The following is an 18698-nucleotide window of genomic DNA, read 5'->3' as shown; positions in this document are numbered from 1 at the left end:
GTCGACGACAACTTTATGAGCTGTTTTCCTTTAAAGTTATTCTATATCGTGATCAATATCATGCAATAAGGAAATACAGTATGAATAAATTAGAAAAATTATTAAGTCAGTATGCAGCTTATCATCTTGATCATAAAAATATCGTGACCCACTTTGTGGGTATTCCGTTGATTGTGTTTTCAATTATGTGCTTAACCGCAAGAGCTGGCATGACTATTGGCAGTTTTGAAATTACCTTGGCGATGGTTTTGATATTAGCGAGTATTGTTTACTACTTAAGCCTAGATCGAATTTTTGGTGTGATCATGTTAGTAATCTATGCCATGGCTTATCCATTGGCATATAAAATTTCACAGTTTGATTTGGGACTTTGGTTAAGTCTCAGTATTGGTATTTTTGTCGTCGGCTGGGCGTTCCAGTTTGTCGGGCATTTCTATGAGAAGAAAAAACCGGCCTTTATGGATGATGTGATTGGCCTAGCTATCGGACCATTATTTGTTTTGGCGGAAATGGTGTTTATGCTTGGTTTTAGAAAAGACATCGAACAACGTATGTTAGATGAAGCGCGTAAACAGCGTGCTGCAATGGATGATAAATATGTCTCTGTGACATCACATTAACTGAATTATTTTATCGAGAAAAAAGCCAGTGAATTTCACTGGCTTTTTTCTGCTGTTTTAAGATGTCTTCGCGACTTTACGTGTATCTGGTTGAGCTTTGGGTGTATTCGGGCTTGGAGCATGAGCATCTTTATGGGATTTATTGGCCATTTCATTGGCTTTCATTGAATCATGTTTCACCATTTTATCTTGCTTCATGGCTGGATCATGTTTGGCTGTTTTGTCTTGTTTCATTACCTGATCATGTTTCGTCACGTTCATGGTTGCGACGCACTTACCACCTTTATGATTTGCACCTGTACCACCCGACGGTGTTGTTCCTTGTGGGCATGCAAATGCTGTAGCGCTAAGCGTTGTGAATAAACCTGCTGCAATAAATGTGCTGATCTTTTTCATTTTCGTTTGTTCAATGAAGGCATTAATGCCTGTGATTAAATTAGCGATAATACGAAAGAATAGAAGTGATAATATTGTGTGAGATCCAAACGGATCAGGTGTTCATATGTTATTTAATGCTGTTTTTAAGATTGGTTTAAGCTTATAAAAAAACCCGATGGGTATCGGGTTTTTTTATATTCGGAACGACTTATACGTTAAAGCGGAAGTGTAGAACATCACCGTCTTGAACGATATACGTTTTACCTTCTAAACGCCATTTTCCTGCTTCTTTCGCGCCTGCTTCACCGTTGTATTGAACGAAGTCGTTATAAGCAACACATTCAGCACGGATAAAGCCTTTTTCGAAGTCAGTGTGGATCACACCCGCCGCTTGTGGTGCAGTTGCACCCACTTTAACGGTCCAAGCACGAACTTCTTGTACACCCGCCGTGAAGTAAGTCTGTAAACCTAAAAGACCATAGCCCGCGCGAATTACCACGTTTAGACCCGGCTCTTCCATGCCTAAAGCTTCAAGGAACTCAGCACGGTCTTCATCTTCAAGCAGTGAAATTTCAGCTTCGATTTGGTTGCAAAGCGGAACCACGATTGCATTTTCTTCAGCTGCCAGTTTTTTCACAGCATCTAAATGTGGGTTGTTTTCAAAACCATCTTCAGCAACGTTCGCAATATACATGGTTGGTTTTAAAGTCATTAAACCAAAACCACGAACCAGTTTACGTTCGTCGTCGTCTAGGTCAGCTGCGCGAGCAGGTTTACCTTCATCAAGTAAAGGTAAAATTTTGTCTAAAACCGCTTTGGTTGCGAGCGCTTCTTTGTCGCCACCTTTTGCAGATTTTGCTAAACGAGTCACTGCTTTTGTCACAGTTTCTAAGTCAGCAAGTGCAAGTTCCGTGTTGATGGTTGCGATGTCATCAAGCGGGTCAATTTTACCGTTAACGTGAATGACGTTTTCATCTTCAAAACAGCGTACAACGTGAGCAATCGCATCCGTTTCACGGATATTTGCAAGGAATTGGTTCCCCAAGCCTTCTCCTTTAGATGCACCAGCAACTAAACCTGCGATGTCTACAAATTCCATCGTTGTTGGAATCACACGCTGAGGTTTTACAATCGCGGTAAGTTTGTCTAAACGTGGATCTGGCACAGGAACGATGCCTGTGTTTGGTTCAATGGTACAGAATGGGAAGTTTTCAGCAGCAATAGCAGCTTTAGTCAATGCATTGAAAAGTGTAGATTTACCAACGTTCGGCAAGCCGACAATACCGCAATTAAAACCCATGAAATAACTCACAACGTGTTATATAAAAATTGCCAGTGATTTTACATGAAAGCCATGACAAAGTCAGGTCTCAGGGGAGAAGAATCAAAGTTGTAAATCATGTTGTGGGCAGAATCTCCTCATTTAAGCCTTTTCTTTTAATAAAGGAACTAGATTTAAGAGATCCATTGCATGTAGATCATTGTCTATGTAAGGACTGGAGTCTTTCATGAAAATGGCGTGAACTTCATATTGAAACACCCTCCTCAGAAAAAGGAGGGGCTAAAAAACTTAAATGTACAGTATAGAGCTCTATTTTATATGGGAAATGGGATTAAACCTTCCTTTTATCGAGTTGATTTGCCAGATTGTCTCCAATTGCTTGCACACACATCACCAAAATTACAAGCACGACAATCACGGCCAACATGATCTGCATATCAAAACGCTGATAACCATAGCGATAGGCAATATCGCCTAAACCACCTGCACCAATGGCACCTGCAATGGCAGAGGAGTTAATCATGGTCACAATGGTCACGGTAAAACCCGCGACAATTCCTGGTAGCGCTTCAGGTAACAACACATGCCAAATGATTTGACTGCGATTACAGCCGATAGCTTGCGCAGCTTCAATCAAACCTTGATCTACTTCGCGTAAACTGACTTCTGCAATCCGTGCAAAAAAAGGGGTTGCCGCCAAGGTTAAAGGGACAACTGCTGCCCAAACACCATAACTGGTGCCGACAATCCAACGTGTGAGTGGAATGAGGGCCACCATCAAAATAAGGAAGGGAACAGAACGGGTAATATTTACCAACCAGCCTAAGCTATGGTTAATACTTTTAGAAGGATAAATGCCATGCTCAGAGGTGCTCACTAGAACCACTGCCATTGGCAGACCAAGGAGCAAGGCAAAAAATGCGGATGCACCGACCATGATTAAGGTATCGATGGTGCCTGTCAGTAATAAATCAATGAGTTGGTCGTGCATAGCCCAGTACCTCTACATGTGTCACATGCGCTTTTAGTTTTTGTCGTAGCGATTGAATTTCTAAGTCCTGTGTAGGAACAGCAATAACCAATGTTCCAATTAAATGGTTTTGGATGGTGTCGACCTGACTTTGATATAAATGCACAGTTTGTGGAAAGTGCTCCAAAATCTTTTTTAAGTCAGGTGGATGATGCGCATCTGAAGTCGAGCGAATTTTGAAAATGGCATGTGTATCAAGCTGCATAGGTACAGCATTTAAGCGAAAAGGCAAATCGAGTTGTTCTAGATTCAGTAGTTCTTGGGTAATGCTTTGTTGGGGTTGAGAAAACACCGACCATACTTCGCCTGATTCCACAATTTCACCAGCATCGATGACCACGACCTGATCGCAGATTTCCCGAATCACTTGCATTTCATGGGTAATCAATACAATGGTGATACCTAACTTTTGATTAATCTCTTTGAGCAGGGACAACACCACAGAGGTGCTTTCTGGATCGAGTGCAGATGTTGCTTCATCACAGAGTAAAATTTCAGGATGGTGAACCAATGCACGGGCAATGCCGACACGCTGCTTTTGACCGCCAGACAGTTGTGATGGGTAATGCTGTGCCTTATCACTCAGCCCGACCAACTGTAATACCTCGTTGACACGTTGTTCGATGTCTTGTTTGGGATAATTGGCAACTTTGAGGGGTAGTGCGACATTTTCATAAACTGTCTTGGCAGACATTAGATTAAAATGCTGGAAAATCATACCAATGCGTTGGCGGAGCTGAATCAGCTCAGCATGGCTCAATGCCGCCAAGTCTTGTTGATGAATATGAATATGACCTTCACTGATACGTTCTAAACCATTTAAGGTGCGGAGCAGAGAAGATTTACCTGCACCACTTTTGCCAATAATGCCAAACACTTTACCTGTCGGGATATCGAGGTCAATATTTTTGAGTGCATGTACAGTATGCCCTTGTACCGCATAGTGTTTGTTTAAGTTACGAATTTTGATATGTGGAATTGAAAAATCCACATGAGAACCAAAGCTGACCATTCTTTTTCTCCTTATTTCCAGCCTTCAAACCACAGACCTTGGCCAAAATCACGATCTAAAATTTCTTGAACGTGTTTTGAGTTTTGGAATGCTTGCACAAAAGTCGCAAGTTTTTGGTTTTGATCTGGATAGTCTTTACGTGTCACAAATAAAATGGCGTATTTCTTGTTTATCGGGTCAAGAAAAAGGCATGATGCGGATCTGTGACCTTAGCCATTTTTAAATAATGCGGGAAGCCAAAAATTAAATCGGCATCATTAAACGCATGGGCAGTTTGTGGGCCTTCTACTTCAATAAACTGAAGCTGTTTAGGATTGCTCACAATATCTTTTACGGTAGATAGTTCATTGTTGAGGTCTTTGAGCTGAATCAAACCTGCACGATGCAGTAAAATTAGGGCGCGTGCCGAGTTTACAGGGTCATTGGGGATGACCACACGTGCTTGAGTGGGTAGTGCATCTAAGGACTTATATTTTTTTGAATACAGTCCGACATGACTTCCTGCTCCTGTGGCGAATGCATGCAGATCATAATTTGTTTCGCGAATTGCATTGCTCAGAAAGACACTTTGCTGAAAAAAGTTGGCATCAATGTCACCATTTTGCACAGCAACATTTGGCGCATGCCAGTCCGAGAATTCAACTAGTTTGACTTGAATGCCTTGTTTCTTTACCTCATCTGCCACGCTTTGCAGAAGTTCGGCATAAGGTGGGCTAATACCAATCGTTAAGACATCATCTTGCGCATGGCTTTTGCTATAGCGGTAACCCGCTAGAGTAAAAATTGCCACGATGACGCTTAAGCCAATCAGCCATTTTTTTAGATTTTGAGTGAAAGATTGCGTCATGGCTTATACTCACTTCCAACCAGAGAACCAAAGTTTTTCACCAATTTCACTATTCAAGGTCTGTTTAACTTTGTCTGATGTTTGATAAATCTTGATGAATTTTTCAAGTTGTGCTGCTTTCTCTGGATGTTGCTGTTGGTAGTCGTCACGCACCACAAATAAAATCGAATACAAAGTATTGGTGTTGTCATCTAAGATCAGCGCATCATTTGGGTCGATGGTTTTTGCAAGACGTAAATAATGTGGATAGCTAAAGACCAAGTCAGCATCATCAACGGCACGCGCAGTTTGTGGACCTTCAACTTCAATAAACTGGAGCTTTTTAGGATTGCTGACAATATCTTGCAGGTTCGATAGATGATTGTTTGGATCTTTTAAGCTAATCAATTTAGCCTGTTGTAACAGTAAAAGCGCACGCCCTTGATTTACTGGATCATTTGGAATAACTGTACGTGCATTTTCAGGAATCGCATCAATCGAGTCATATTTTTTTGAATATAAACCGACGTGTGTGGTGACGCCTTTATCCAGTGCTTTCAGTTTAAATTGGGTTTCTTTGATGGCGTTATCTAAGAAGGGCTGATGCTGAAAATAGTTGGCATCAATATCACCATGGTTGAGCGTGATATTGGGGGTATTCCAATCCGAAAACTCGACCAGTTTGACGTTGATGCCTTGCTGTTTCGCTTCTTCCACAGCCACTTTTAATGGATTGGCAAAGGGTGGGCTGATCCCAATCACCAGTTCAGAGTTACTCGATTTTTTATGATAAGACCACGCCACCAGTACAATGACGATGGCAGCGACAATTACCCCAATAACGGTAAATTTTGTTTTTGCAGTTTGAGCCATGATATTTCTCGTATTTTAAAATTTATGCAGTTTGTTTTTGCTGTGTTTTAGGATGAGCGCACGAGCTTTGACATCGATACTGCTGTACTGGGTGGTCTGCGGCCAGTCGGTCACCTTGAGCGAATAATTTGTGGCGTAAACTACCTGTTTCATAGGCGGTTTTATAACGGCCACGCTCTTGTAATTCTGGGATGACCCAACGAATAAAGTCTTGATGTGACTCTGGGGCGACGGTTCGTGTGAGATTAAAGCCATCTATGCCAGTTTCATCTAAGAGCTGAATGAGTTTTTTTGCTACAGTTTTTCCACTCCCGACGATCAGTGGATAGCGTCCACCGAGTACATGCTGGGCTTTTAAATCCGCTCGTGTAACTTTTTGCTCTTTAAATTTGTTATTGACCGAGGCAATGCTATTGGTTTGTTTATAAGGAATCGCTTCATCATCTGTGAACTGCGCTAAATCAATTCCGACTGAACTTGAAAAATGCGCCAAACCTGCTTCTGGACTGGCATAGCGAATATATTCGGCGAGTTTTTCTTGTGCGAGTTTGTCTGTTTCTGCCGTAACTACACTAATGCCAACAAAGAGTTTAATGGCTTGCTCATCACGACCATGGCTTAATGCAAGCGCACGAATTTTATCGACTTGCTGTTTCAGTTTTTCAGGTGTGTCAGCACCAATAAACATGGCTTCAGCATGTTGAGTTGCAAAAGCTAAGCCTTTGCTTGAAGCGCCCGCTTGATAAAGTACAGGCGTGCGCTGAATAGATGGAGAAACTTGAAAAATGCCCTGGCTTTGGAAAAATTTGCCTTGATGCTGTATGGCGTGAACTTTTGAAGGGTCGGTAAAGACACGGTTTAACTTATCTTTTTGTACGGCATCGTCTTCCCAAGAACCTTCCCAAAATTTATAGCAAAGTTCGAGAAACTCTTCAGCTTGTTCATAACGCAAGTCGTGATCTTTTAAACCTTTTTGACCAATTAACCGTTCTGCGCTGTCTAAGTAACCCGTGACAATGTTCCACCCAATACGACCGTTTGTTAGATGGTCGAGGCTCGCAAAGCGCCGTGCAAACTGATAAGGCGACTCATAGCTCAAATTTACAGTGACACCAAAACCTAAGTGCTGTGTAACGGCAGCCATTGCAGAAACGAGTGTACTTGGGTCATGGCTTGGAAGTTGAATTGACTCTTTTAGGGTTAAATCCAGACCATTTTGATAAACATCGTAGACACCCGTAATGTCGGCGATAAATAAACCATCAAATAAACCTTGTTCTAAAGTTTGCGCCAAATCGGTCCAATAGCTGAGCTCATTAAAACGATGTGACTCATCACGTGGGTGTGTCCACAAACCATGATTGATATGACCTACGCTATTCATATCAAAGGCATTCAGGATGATTTGCTTCGGCTTGTTATTTTGAGATGATAGTGTCATTACAATGTCCCTCTGCGTGGCGGAAGTACACCGTTAAGAAGATAATTGGCAATGAAGTAATATTTCCAACGTGACGCATCATGTAGCGTGTGAACACGGGCATTACGCCAAAAACGGTCTAAGCCATCTTCACGCTGACTACCACGACTGCCTGCTAGTTCAATTAATTTCGAAGCGGCTTTTAAAGCGGTTTCTGTGCTGTGTGCACGAACTTTCGCTACATCGAGAGAAGCTTTTGCAATGCTATCAATGGTTGGATTAGGACGTGCTGCATCGATTGAGCGAGCTGCTTGTTTGAGTAAGACTTCACTGGCACGCACATCGGCAACCACGCGTCCTAGTTCAAACTGAGTTAGAGGATCATCGGTTGCCTGTTCAACAGCAGAGTCAATCCATGGCCGAGCCTGACGCACACGAACCAGTGTTTCCTCAAAAGCAGCACGTGCGATACCCGTTTCAATTGCAGCATGCATAATTTGTGCAAAAGGCCCAACCAGAGTCGGCCTAGAAAAAGCGGTATCGAAAGGAACAATATCTTCTGCATCTACAGCGACATGATTGAATTTGACTGTCCCGCTGCCTGTGGTACGTTGACCAAAACCTGACCAATCATCAATCAGTTCTAGTCCTGAGTTATTCCGTGGGATAAAGACCAGAAGCTCTTTGTCATCGGCATCTTTGACTAAGGTCGGTATGCGGTCTGCAAACAGGCTGCCCGTGCAATAAAACTTTTCACCATTGACCTCATAGCCTTGTTCCGTTTGGCTCAGTGCAGTTTGTTTTTGTGTTGCATTTTTAGTTTTAAACTCAGCCAAGGCATTACCAAAGCGAGCGCCTTTGAGCACTTCTGCATAGAGTTTACGCTTTTGTTGTTCAGTACCGTTATTACGTAAAACCTCTAAGGCATAGAAATGGTTCTGTGGAATTTGTCCAATCGAACCATCCACACCACTCATTAGCGCAATAATTTGTGCGACAGTATAACTGGAAACATCGGCTCCCCCGAATTCCTTAGGTACAGTAATGGCCCAAAGGCCAGTTTGGCTATAGGTCTCGATTTCCTCAAAAGGCAAAATACGTTCCGCATCGCGTTGGATAGCCTGTTGTTTAAACTGCTCAGCTAAATTTTTGGCAATTTCTAAGGCTTCGGCATCGCTTTGAATAATATGTGCATATGCCGCGTTTTGGGATTGAAGTGGAAGAATAGGTTGAAATGAAGTCATGACGTTCTCCTTAAATCCAAGCGTGGCGAGCAGGGAAAGTGTTGTTCAAATAGTAGTTACCCAGTGCATGCAGCTTCCAGCGGATCGGGTCGTGTAAGGTATGCACACGTGCATTGCGCCAATGTTGATCTAAATTATGTTGGCTTAGGCTCGAACGACTGCCGCCAAGCTCTAGGAGCTTTTCAGAAATTTGTAGTGCAGCATCATTGGCATAGACCTTTGCTTCAGCGACTAAAATAGAGGCTTTAGCTGCTTGTTCGGCACTGACAACGCTCAGTTGGTCGAGCTCATCTAAATATTCAGCAGCTTCATCGAGCAGTAGGATAGCGGCATCTAACAGGACTGCGGATTTGCCGACTTCTTGTAAGGTGTAATGTTCAAAACTGGCTTTCTCAACTTGCGCATCGACAATTGGTCGGGCTTTTTTAACTGCTGACAAAGTATCTTCAAATGCAGCTTCTGCAATACCGACATCAATCGCAACTTGCATTAACTGCGAGAAAGCACCACGGTAATTGACGTCTTCAACCAGTTTCCGCTCATCAAAGATAAGTAGTGGATCGACTTCAACCCGCTGTAATTTTACTGTACCGCTTGAAGTTGTACGCTGACCAAAACCATTCCAGTTATCGATAACTTCCACACCTAGTGCTGTGGCATCAACAATAGTCAGTACCACATATCCTTCAGGGTGAATGGCTTTAATGGCTAACCAATGGGCAAAGCTACTGCCTGTAGAGTAGAATTTTTCACCATCGACATAGTAACGACCATTCTCCATGCTTAATGTTGTACTCAGAGTTTTAGTGTCTTTGGTGTTTCGTTCGGGGCCGCCATTGGCAAGGCGTTTACCGTTTAATATTTCATTAAAAATAAACTGTTTTTGTTGTTCGCTGCCCAAGAGATCAATCATGTTGAGCAGCGCAATTTGGTTTTGTGGAATTTGACCGACACTTGAGTCGGCTTTATTAATAATGCGAAAAACCTGAGCTAAGGTTTTGTTGGAAACAAATGCGCCTCCAAAAGCTTGAGGAATACGAATACCGCCTAATCCTTTTTGGCTAAATAACTCGACCTCAGCAAAAGGAAGCTGACGGTTCTGATCACGTTGATCCCGACCTTCTAAGGCAAAGTCAGCGACATGATAGGCTGCATTAATCGCATCCTGATCATTTTGTATCACGTGAATATTTTTAGAGAGTGTATGAGACATAAAAGCACCTTTACTTAATGCCTATACGCTACTTGGGATTGCTTGAATGATTAAATGAAGGATTTTGAATTACTTAGCAGCTAAAAAGTTAAAAATAAAATATGCTAAGTTTAAACATTTAGATGATATTTTAAGTATTTGAAAAATAAGGAATAACTAATTTAACTGAGGGCTGAATGGGATGATCAAAGTCTTATTTATCAAGATTTGAGATATTGTAGAGAAAAAAATGTATAAATTTGATAAAGGCTGTTGAACATTTGCTAGGCAGTTTTGAGTAAAAAGTACATTGTAAATCCTAAATACAGTGACTAAAGTATCCAACTGAAATAGATGGCTTTTCTGAAAAGCCAAAATAGAAAAATAAATGTGGAGCATTTATGAGAACTTTATACCAGTTTCCTTTATCTCATTTTTGTGAGAAAGCTCGCTGGTTGCTCGATCATAAAGAGCTAGATTTTGTCGCACAAAATGTGGTGCCTGGGGTTCACCGGGCATTTGCACAGTTAAAGACCGGTCAAAATAAACTGCCTATTTTGCGTGATCAGGACAAATGGGTCGCTGATACTACCGAGATTGCACTATATCTTGATGAGCGTTATCCAGAACATCGACTGTTACGTAATGAAGCACAGCTTCGTAAAGAGGCTTTAGATGTTAATACGTTAGCCAATGATTTGGGATTGCATGTCCGTCGTTGGGGGTTGGCACATGCATTGTCCGATAACGATCAATCATTACAGATTATGTTGGGCGAAAAGGGGTATTTACGTAAATTTGAAAAATACACCAAACCTTTAATGAAAACATTGATGTCGAAAGGCTATGAGTTGAATGCAGAGAAAATAGAGCATTCCAAAGCTGAAATGCAGCGTTTAATTGAAGTATTGAATGAGAAGTTAATTGCTAATCATGGACGTTACTTTGTCGGGGATCGTTTAGGTTTGGCCGATATTGCTGTGTGTTCGATGTTGGCGCCTGTGCTGGAAATTAAAGGGACACCTTGGGAAAAAGACCATGAGGAAAGTCTATCTGAAGAATTTAGTACTTATAAAACCTATTTAACCAATTTACCCTTGGGGCAGTATGTTTTAAGAGTCTATCAAACCGAGCGCAATGCTCGAGTCGACTGGCGCGGCGTTTAAAATAAGCTTAAGCCAAACAAGGCAAAGGTGATGTGTGACACAGACAGCCTTTGCCTTTCTTGTATTTTCAATATCATGATTTATATAAGCTAAATAGAAATTTTCTCAGTTGATTTGCAACTTTGTAAAAGATCATGGCACTCTTTGTTTGAAAAAGCTGATATCTTTTTATCAATCTCAAAATATATGAAAAAAAATGCAAATAAGCTTTATCTTTCATTTGAAATGCTTAATATAAAATAAACACCTATAAACATAAGTTGTCATGAGAGTTAAATAATGGAATTAGATCGTTTTGATAAGCAAATTTTAGAAATTTTAAGTAATGAAGATATCAATCTAAACGAATTATCAGAGCGTATTAATCTATCGGTCAGTTCAGTACATCGTCGTATTAAGCACCTCATTGATAACGACATTATGACCAAAGTTAAGCGTGATATTAACTATCAAAAGCTCGGTTTTAGTCTACATGTTTTACTCCAAGTATCTTTGAGCAAGCACGATACCGACACTTTTTCCAAGTTTTTAGAAGAGCTAGAAAATATTCCTGAAGTGACCAATGCCTTTTTAGTGACAGGGCAGTCGGCAGACTTTATCGTTGAAGTTGTGGCAAGAGATATGGAAAACTATAGTGATATTTTACTCAAACGCATTGGTAAAATCGAACATGTGGTGGCACTGCACTCAAGCTTTGTGATTAAAGAATATAACGTTTTTAACTGTAGTGGTTTGTTGAGCAAAGTCTAAGTCACGCTGAACTTGTATGAGTCTAATGAGTATTAGGCTTCCTACTTTCAAAAGTTTGCATATTATCAGCGACAATAAGAGTACATCAGCTGTGTATGTTAGAGGTGCTACAGCAGGATGATGTTACTATTCAATTGGTCGTGAAAAACGCTCGGTGGCAAAGTTTTCTGATATTTCGTGATCGTTTGTTGGAAAATCAAAAATTAGTGACGGCGTATAACCAATTAAAACAAGACAGCCAATATTTAACGATGGATGAATATCGATCTAAAAAAGCAAAATTTATTGAAAGTGTATTCAATCAGCCATAAAAAATGCGCTCTCAAAGTTATGTTTGAGAACGCATTTTTATAAAGCAGTAGATTAGGCGTCTAATTCTGCCAATACCGCGTCAGAGAATTCAACGTTGGTATATACGTTTTGTACATCATCTAAATCTTCCAGCATATCAATCATTTTCATAATTTTTTTGGCTTGATCGATATCGGTGATTTCGGCTTTAGTTGAAGGGCTCATGACCACTTCAGCATTGTCCGATTTTAAACCTGCAGCAGTTAAAGCATCTTGTACGTCACCAAAAGATTCAGGTGTAGTAATGACTAAGATTTCATTTTCATCCACTTCGATATCTTCAGCACCTGCTTCAAGTGCCACGTCCATGATTTTATCTTCTAAAGATACATCTTCAAAAGTGATCTCACCACGCTTTGTGAACAAGAAAGCAACTGAACCGTTTGTGCCTAAGTTACCATCTGTTTTTGAGAAACAGTGACGGACATCCGGTACAGTACGGTTTAAGTTGTCAGTCATGGTTTCCACAATAACTGCAACACCACCAACACCATAACCTTCGTAGGTAATTTCTTTTAAATCATCGTTATCTTCACCACCGGCACCACGTTGGATTGCACGGTTGATGACGTCACGTGTCATATTTACAGAAAGCGCTTTTTCTACAACTGCACGAAGACGTGGGTTGCTTGCAGCATCACCACCGCCAAGCTTTGCAGCAGTTGTTAATTCACGAATAAATTTGGTAAAAAGTTTACCACGGCTAGCATCTTGTTTTGCTTTACGATGCTTAATATTGGCCCACTTGGAATGACCCGCCATGCGAAATATGCTCCTTGTAGATTGGCTTTGTGCCTATCAAATTGTGCAAATTCTACCATAAGCACTTTTTTATGCGAAAGTAGGTGTTTTTCTGAAAATCGCCTGAACAAACAAAAAAAGAATTAAAATTGTTTGAAATAAAGCCAGTTATTTAAAATTTACCCTATGAGGCAGTTCACTTTAAAAATTAACTGTTGGGAAACACTCACAGAGACCTAAAAGAATAGGGTTTTCACATTCTTTTAGGTTAATTAAACGACCTTATTGTGCAGCAGTCTTAGGTTCAGGAATCTCAATATCTAAACCAACATGCTCTTTATAAAGTGCTTTAATAAGCACTAAGTCATGATCTAGGTCTGTTGGGTAGATTTTTCCAAAAATACCGCCTTGCTTAGTTTTTGAGTTCGCGTACATCAGCACAATAGGGACATTTGCTGCTTTAGCAATATGCCAAAATCCAGTACGAATAGGTTTACGTACTTCACCTGTTTTGGCACGTGTCGCTTCAGGTGCAATGACTAAATTGAATTTTTCATTTTGGCTAAAGTGTTCAACCATTTGAGACACAATGTCTTTATTTGACTTACGATCGACTGCGATACCACCAATGGCTTCGAGTATGGGCTTCATTGGCCCTTTAAATAATTCTTTTTTAATCAGAGTATGGATTTTCATATCGTAGATTTGAAAAATCGCCAGTGACAAGACAGCATCCAACATAGAAGTATGTTCAAATCCAATAATGACTTGCTTATCTTCCAAAACGTTTGGTTCTACATGATATTTCCAGCCTGCGAGTTTAAACGCAGACTCACCAATGAATTTTTTTAACATGAGCATAAAAATACAAGTGTTTTTTAAAGAGGCTAATGTCTGCTTGTTTGCGATTTGAGTCAAGTCCTACTTGATTGCACTTACCACTTTTATGAGTCGTTTTGAATCCTCATCAGTTGAACAAGGAGAGGGTAAAAATAGAACACTAAGATGTTTTAAATCTAATCAAATAGAAAATAAATATGGTGAAAATGAAAATACCACTATTCATAAACGAAATGACAGATTAGACTTTGGTCTAAGACTAAAGTGTGCATTTTCACACTTTAACTTTGGTTTAACAAAGTTCAGGATTGTTAAAATGGCTTATCTTCCGACTTTTTTATGTGCAATCGTTCTCTTTGTTTTGGTGGTTATTTGGTCAATTGTTGAGTTTTTCATTGAGTCACGAAAAAAAGAAAAAGCCGGTATTTAGTTTTTATCCAATTTAATTAAATTTTATTATTCTAGTATTTATAAGTACTTTTGAGTCTTAGTATGTAACTCAAAGATCGTGAAAGACCTGATATGTCAGTTTGATGATCTAAATTTTCCCGATTGTTTGGATAGTGTACAACCATGTATGAAAAAGCTTGTCTTTTGAAAAAATCTTCGCTAGTATTCATTTCGCCTGAACTTGTTGATATATAACAAATTCAGTATATTAGGGCCTATAGCTCAGTTGGTTAGAGCAGCGGACTCATAATCCGTTGGTCGACAGTTCAAGTCTGTCTGGGCCCACCATATAAAACAACCACTTAGGTGTACTAATCCTAAGTGGTTTTTTTGTTTTTAGATTCTGGTAAGCAAATGGTAAGCAGCTTAAATCAACATTATTCTGTAAGCATTCGCTAAACCCCATAGCTTTTTTTAATTTGAGTTGGGTTTCCATCGGTGTTGAAGTAATACTTCAATCTGGGTCACTTTATGTATCGGCAACCTTTTCGGCACATCACTTAATTGGGCATGCGGATCCAGTCCATTCAGCTTTGCTGACTGAATCAGGTGTATGATATTAGCTGCTCGCTGACAACTGCTCATCGAGCCAGCAAATAACTAGTTATTACGTCCCAAGGCCCTGGAACACATCTGATTTTAGATCCCTTATGAAGCAATGCTTCTTATGTTGATTGGTAAGTTACCATCAACCAGATAGCGGCCAGAGTGCTTGCCAGTTTTTTAGGCTGTAGTTGATCCTCAGAGCGGTTAGGGAATCCGATAGCAGCGTCAGATGGTGTTAGTTGAGCCATTAATATAGTCTCGATTTGAGGTATTCATTAAAGCGTTCAACTTTACCTTTGGTCTGTACATAGTAGGGCTTACATATGCGGGGGGCTTTGTTGCACAAACATTCAAAAGCTAAACTTCTTCCAAGTTATCTAAATTTAAGTGGCAACTTGGGTGTGAGGTCGACCTAAATCTGTAAATTTATTTAATACGGCCACACGTGCATGAATCTCATTGACTTGGCTTTGAAAGTTTCTCGCACGGAGTTTATCGCCTAATAATTTGATGCAATGCATCTTGGTTTCTATCAGACTTCTGCGATGATAGCCTGACCAATTTTTCCATATTGTTCTTCCTAAACGTTTAACTGTTCGAAGTAATTCATTTCGCTCTAGCGAGCTGGTCTTTGTATCTTTCCAAGGTTTCGCATTTTTTCTTGGCGGAATCACCGCATGTGCTTGTCGGTCTGCAATTACTTGACGGCATTGCTTGGTGTCATAAGCCCCATCAGTATAGACAGAGTCAATCTGCTCATCTTGTGGAATCTGATCGAGTAAATCACCAAGCACTTGTGAATCACTCACATTATTTGTAGTGAGTTGAATAGCGCGTATTTGAAGGGTTTCAGCATCTATACCAATATGAAGTTTACGCCATTGGCGACGATATTCAGGTTGGTGTTTCTTACGCTTCCATTCACCTTCGCCTAGAAACTTTAAGCCAGTAGAATCGACGAGTAGCTGGAGACCATTACTGCTTTTTTGATAGTTAATTGCAATATCAATATGCTTTTGTCTTCTGCAGATGGTGGAATAGTCTGGTGCTGTCCAATCTAATCTACAAAGATGAATGAGACTTTGCACAAAGCCAGTGACCATGCGTAAAGAAAGACGAAATAAGGATTTGATCATTAAACAGCATTGGATGGCTGTATCTGAATAAGTTTGATTTCGACCATGTTTACCTTTGGGTTGAGCGTACCATTGAGTCTTGGGATCAAACCAAATTGAGAGATTTCCTCGATTTATTAATGCACTGTTATAAGAAGACCAATTGGTTGTACGATAGATTTTAGGTGTGGGCTTATTCATTTTAGAATTATATTGTGGAATAAGCCTTTAGAGATAGGTTTGTGCAACAAAGCCCTGTTAAGTTGATAATAATACAATTGTGGCAAACGACCACGACCATCTAAATAATGTCGCATCACATAAATTTTTTGATCAGCTTGGTCGAGTCCTAAAACTTCAATATTTTGTGGTCCACCTACAGTTGCAAAACTGTGGCTTGAAAAAAATAAGGTGCTGAAAACTAGCGGATGGATTATTTTCATCATCACAAGGCGCTTCACATTTTTATTGATTATGGTTCAGTTTAAGGGTTCAAAATGTAGAAAAATCAAATTTAGTGTAAAGATTTAAGCATTTTGAACACGTTCAATGACCATTTGAGCGACATTTTTCGTAAGTTGATCAAGTCGCTCGAGTGCACTGCCTAGCAGTAAATAATGGTAAGTACTTAAACTGTTTTGATAATGAATGGCAATATAAAAGGTGCCTTCTGGTTTTTCAGGCGTCGCACTTCCACCAGGTTTGAGCAACCCTGTACAGGAGACAATAATATCGGCATGACGAAATAGTCGATGCCCGTGAAGTGCCATAGCTTCAGTGACTTCAATCGACTCCGCTGTATATTGCTGAATAAGTGCAGCGTCAATCTTTAAAATTTCACATTTGATACTGGGGTCATAACTCACCAGTCCACCCAACAAAATGTCAGCTCCGCTATGTTTATAAATCGAAAATTGACTGGATAGATAACCTGAACTGGCACTTTCGATAAAAGCAATGGTCAATTTTTTTTGTTCTAGGAGGTTGCAGCATTGCTTGAGTACTTGCACCACTTTAGCCTCCCGATGTCCATTATTTTGATTTGTTTAACAGCTTAGTCATAAACACGGTACACACCAACAAAACGATTACATGCTTTACTTTCACTTTTTACAGAAAGAATGGCTTTTTGAAAGTTGAACTGGTAGTGACAGTTGTTTTCATTGTCCGTGATGTTTTGCTTTTGATCGGGTGTGGTATAGGCCAAAAATGAAATGGTTTGGGTTTCTATGCGGTTATTGGGACTACGATATGCAACACCTTCGATCTTAATTTTATCTTTAGACAGCTGATGCACTTGTAGGTGCACAGGTTGTTTGGCAATGGCCCCATGTTCAAACTTTAAATAGTGTTGCGTCAAACTTTGATTTAATGATGTGTAGAAGTTCAGATCATCAATTCGGAAGTCCATTTGCTGCTGATAGCATGCTAAGGATTTACATTGCTGTAGGCGGTTTAGCCATAGCTGATGGGTATCGACCAATAAACGCTGCGGCGCATCACTGATTAAAAAAGCAGTCATTGATTGTGTGTCTAATTTTTGTCGAATGTCTTTAAATTGATCGCTACAGATCTTTTTAAGGCTAGACGAGGTCGGATCATCACAGTTAATGACTTGAGCATAACTAAAGCTGGTACAAAGACAACTTAGACACACTAAAATACTAAATTTTTTCATAAGTTTTATGTCGGTTTTCAACAGCATGATCGCTTATACTTTCACTATGTTGCGCTGCTTGTAACTATAGCGAAAGAGAAAGCGTGAATACAAGATTTCAATCATTTATTTCTTAAAGGAAACTGAGCATGGTTGCACATATTCGAATTGGACAGGGACTAGATGTACATGCTTTTGAAGAGGGTGAATTTGTCACACTGGCAGGTATTCAAATTCCACATACACACGGCTTAAAAGCACATTCAGATGGTGATGTGGTTTTGCATGCTTTAACAGATGCATTATTGGGTGCGTTGGCTTTAGGCGATATTGGTCAGCACTTTCCCGATACCGATCCTCGCTTTAAAGGGGCAGACAGTCGAGTATTACTCAACCATGTCTATCAGCTTATTTTAGATCGTGGTTATCAGTTAAATAATGCTGACATTACTGTGGCATGTGAACGTCCGAAGTTGGCACCGCATAATTTAGCGATGCGCCAAAGCATTGCAGACGTTCTTGATGTTGAAATCACACAGATTAGCATCAAAGCAACGACCACGGAAAAACTGGGTTTTACGGGTCGTCAGGAAGGTATTTTATCTACAGCTACAGTGCTGATTTCTCATGCAAAATGATCAGGATTGATCATAGCCAGCTTCAATTCTTGTGTCGCTTTACGACCTTGAAGTTGTAAGGCAACAGCATGCGCCAAACCTGTCCATGTGTCATTCGGTTCCCAAATTTGATGCATGGCTTCATGTGCGGTTGGCATATCGATATTTATATAATATTGACGATATAAATACATCAAACTACTGACGCGATAATTTTCTGAGCAATGGACCCAAATGGTTTGTTCTTGAACCAAATGATCAATCATATCTAAGACCAATAAACATTGATCATCAGACGGTGTATCCCACGAAATAGGCACTTGTATATAGTTCAAACCGAGCTCTAAACAGATTTGATCTTCATTGGCTAAATAGTTATTGCTATTACTGAGCGCAAGATTGATGACCGTGTTTACGCCATACTCTTTAATTTGCTGTAATTGCTCAGCAGTCGGTTGTCCAGAAGTAAACAAATGCTCGTGGATAAATTGAAAGTTAAGTGTTTGGCTTAAGTGTGTTTCAATAGCGTTCATAATTATTTCTTAATCTTAGAATGAAAAACGCCATCCGAAGATGGCGTTTTAAAAA

Annotated in this window: 20 protein-coding genes, 1 tRNA gene and 3 pseudogenes; 7 read left to right on the top strand and 17 right to left on the bottom strand. The window is 40.1% G+C overall.

The annotated features are described in order from the left end of the window. Positions 1–80 precede the first annotated feature (80 nt). Positions 81–620: an Mpo1 family 2-hydroxy fatty acid dioxygenase gene (locus tag ACSC9N_RS08765; protein WP_010326581.1), complete on the top strand. Its 540-nt coding sequence runs from the start codon at positions 81–83 to the stop codon at positions 618–620. A gap of 57 nt (positions 621–677) precedes the next feature. Here ACSC9N_RS08765 and ACSC9N_RS08760 read toward each other — a convergent pair whose 3' ends face one another. From ACSC9N_RS08760 to ACSC9N_RS08720, 9 genes and pseudogenes are all read right to left on the bottom strand, one after another. Then, positions 678–1016, bottom strand: a complete 339-nt coding sequence (locus tag ACSC9N_RS08760; protein ID WP_010326582.1) for a hypothetical protein — start codon at positions 1014–1016, stop codon at positions 678–680. A gap of 190 nt (positions 1017–1206) precedes the next feature. Next, a complete protein-coding gene (ychF, locus tag ACSC9N_RS08755; protein WP_004693442.1) occupies positions 1207–2298 on the bottom strand; it encodes a redox-regulated ATPase YchF in 1092 nt (363 codons plus the stop codon). 313 nt (positions 2299–2611) lie between these two features. After that, positions 2612–3271: a methionine ABC transporter permease gene (locus tag ACSC9N_RS08750; protein WP_010326583.1), complete on the bottom strand. Its 660-nt coding sequence runs from the start codon at positions 3269–3271 to the stop codon at positions 2612–2614. Then, positions 3252–4322, bottom strand: a complete 1071-nt coding sequence (locus tag ACSC9N_RS08745) for a methionine ABC transporter ATP-binding protein (RefSeq protein ID WP_010326584.1) — start codon at positions 4320–4322, stop codon at positions 3252–3254. Before ACSC9N_RS08745 ends, ACSC9N_RS08750 begins: the two co-directional genes overlap by 20 nt. Before the next feature lie 11 nt (positions 4323–4333). Further along, positions 4334–5169 (bottom strand): annotated as a pseudogene (locus ACSC9N_RS08740) (MetQ/NlpA family ABC transporter substrate-binding protein). A 9-nt stretch (positions 5170–5178) separates the two neighbouring features. Then, complete coding sequence (locus ACSC9N_RS08735; protein WP_010326585.1) at positions 5179–6021, bottom strand: MetQ/NlpA family ABC transporter substrate-binding protein; 843 nt, start codon at positions 6019–6021, stop codon at positions 5179–5181. A gap of 22 nt (positions 6022–6043) precedes the next feature. Continuing rightward, complete coding sequence (locus ACSC9N_RS08730) at positions 6044–7462, bottom strand: LLM class flavin-dependent oxidoreductase (RefSeq protein WP_010326586.1); 1419 nt, start codon at positions 7460–7462, stop codon at positions 6044–6046. Further along, on the bottom strand, positions 7462–8685 hold the full coding sequence (locus ACSC9N_RS08725; protein ID WP_058952060.1) for an SfnB family sulfur acquisition oxidoreductase: 1224 nt from the start codon (positions 8683–8685) through the stop codon (positions 7462–7464). The genes ACSC9N_RS08730 and ACSC9N_RS08725 overlap by 1 nt, the downstream gene beginning before the upstream one ends. A 10-nt stretch (positions 8686–8695) precedes the next feature. Then, positions 8696–9898: an SfnB family sulfur acquisition oxidoreductase gene (locus ACSC9N_RS08720; RefSeq protein ID WP_010326588.1), complete on the bottom strand. Its 1203-nt coding sequence runs from the start codon at positions 9896–9898 to the stop codon at positions 8696–8698. Between the two features lie 380 nt (positions 9899–10278). Here ACSC9N_RS08720 and ACSC9N_RS08715 point away from each other — a divergent pair, with 380 nt between their 5' ends. The 3 genes from ACSC9N_RS08715 to ACSC9N_RS08705 all read left to right on the top strand — a co-directional run bounded on the left by ACSC9N_RS08715 (position 10279) and on the right by ACSC9N_RS08705 (position 12104). Continuing rightward, on the top strand, positions 10279–11043 hold the full coding sequence (locus ACSC9N_RS08715) for a glutathione S-transferase family protein (protein ID WP_010326589.1): 765 nt from the start codon (positions 10279–10281) through the stop codon (positions 11041–11043). A gap of 279 nt (positions 11044–11322) precedes the next feature. Beyond that, positions 11323–11793 carry an Lrp/AsnC family transcriptional regulator gene (locus ACSC9N_RS08710; RefSeq protein ID WP_004693423.1) on the top strand — a complete coding sequence of 157 codons (471 nt, stop codon included), beginning with the start codon at positions 11323–11325 and terminating at the stop codon, positions 11791–11793. 95 nt (positions 11794–11888) lie between these two features. Beyond that, positions 11889–12104, top strand: a complete 216-nt coding sequence (locus ACSC9N_RS08705) for a GrpB family protein (protein ID WP_010326590.1) — start codon at positions 11889–11891, stop codon at positions 12102–12104. Between the two features lie 52 nt (positions 12105–12156). Here the strand turns inward: ACSC9N_RS08705 and ACSC9N_RS08700 are convergent, their stop codons facing one another. Then, positions 12157–12906, bottom strand: coding sequence for a YebC/PmpR family DNA-binding transcriptional regulator (locus ACSC9N_RS08700; RefSeq protein WP_010326591.1), 750 nt, complete (start codon positions 12904–12906; stop codon positions 12157–12159). Positions 12907–13167: 261 nt separating this feature from the next. After that, entirely contained in the window at positions 13168–13740 is a 573-nt protein-coding gene (locus ACSC9N_RS08695) for a 1-acyl-sn-glycerol-3-phosphate acyltransferase (protein WP_029575008.1), read from the bottom strand. A 91-nt stretch (positions 13741–13831) separates the two neighbouring features. Between ACSC9N_RS08695 and ACSC9N_RS08690 the strand changes: the two genes are divergently transcribed. Together ACSC9N_RS08690 and ACSC9N_RS08685 are read left to right on the top strand one after the other, a co-directional pair. Next, on the top strand, positions 13832–14155 hold the full coding sequence (locus ACSC9N_RS08690) for a hypothetical protein (protein WP_035330454.1): 324 nt from the start codon (positions 13832–13834) through the stop codon (positions 14153–14155). Between the two features lie 231 nt (positions 14156–14386). After that, positions 14387–14463: transfer RNA gene (locus tag ACSC9N_RS08685), tRNA-Ile, on the top strand. Between the two features lie 126 nt (positions 14464–14589). On the opposite strand, the pseudogene ACSC9N_RS08680 reads toward ACSC9N_RS08685, so the two are convergent. The 5 genes and pseudogenes from ACSC9N_RS08680 to ACSC9N_RS08660 all read right to left on the bottom strand — a co-directional run. Beyond that, positions 14590–14956 (bottom strand): annotated as a pseudogene (locus tag ACSC9N_RS08680) (transposase domain-containing protein); the annotation flags it as partial. A 148-nt stretch (positions 14957–15104) separates the two neighbouring features. After that, positions 15105–16037 carry an IS5-like element ISAha1 family transposase gene (locus tag ACSC9N_RS08675; protein ID WP_004637176.1) on the bottom strand — a complete coding sequence of 311 codons (933 nt, stop codon included), beginning with the start codon at positions 16035–16037 and terminating at the stop codon, positions 15105–15107. Positions 16038–16048: 11 nt separating this feature from the next. After that, a pseudogene (locus ACSC9N_RS08670) lies at positions 16049–16279 on the bottom strand (aminotransferase); the annotation flags it as partial. A gap of 84 nt (positions 16280–16363) precedes the next feature. Next, positions 16364–16846 carry a CinA family protein gene (locus tag ACSC9N_RS08665; protein ID WP_010326594.1) on the bottom strand — a complete coding sequence of 161 codons (483 nt, stop codon included), beginning with the start codon at positions 16844–16846 and terminating at the stop codon, positions 16364–16366. A gap of 44 nt (positions 16847–16890) precedes the next feature. Next, positions 16891–17541 (bottom strand): A1S_1983 family putative colistin resistance protein, encoded by a 651-nt coding sequence (locus ACSC9N_RS08660; protein WP_029575009.1) that lies wholly within the window; start codon positions 17539–17541, stop codon positions 16891–16893. A 101-nt stretch (positions 17542–17642) separates the two neighbouring features. Here ACSC9N_RS08660 and ispF point away from each other — a divergent pair, with 101 nt between their 5' ends. After that, positions 17643–18131 (top strand): 2-C-methyl-D-erythritol 2,4-cyclodiphosphate synthase, encoded by a 489-nt coding sequence (ispF, locus tag ACSC9N_RS08655; protein ID WP_010326596.1) that lies wholly within the window; start codon positions 17643–17645, stop codon positions 18129–18131. Here the strand turns inward: ispF and ACSC9N_RS08650 are convergent. After that, the gene (locus ACSC9N_RS08650; RefSeq protein WP_439036023.1) at positions 18119–18643 is read right to left on the bottom strand and encodes a protein tyrosine phosphatase family protein; all 525 of its coding nucleotides are present in this window, start codon (positions 18641–18643) and stop codon (positions 18119–18121) included. The genes ispF and ACSC9N_RS08650 overlap by 13 nt on opposite strands. Positions 18644–18698: the final 55 nt, after the last annotated feature.

It is taken from the genome of Acinetobacter sp. PC34 (assembly GCF_051789135.1).
In the GTDB taxonomy this organism is placed as follows: domain Bacteria; phylum Pseudomonadota; class Gammaproteobacteria; order Pseudomonadales; family Moraxellaceae; genus Acinetobacter; species Acinetobacter johnsonii.
This window is presented reverse-complemented; position numbering and strand designations above follow the sequence as displayed.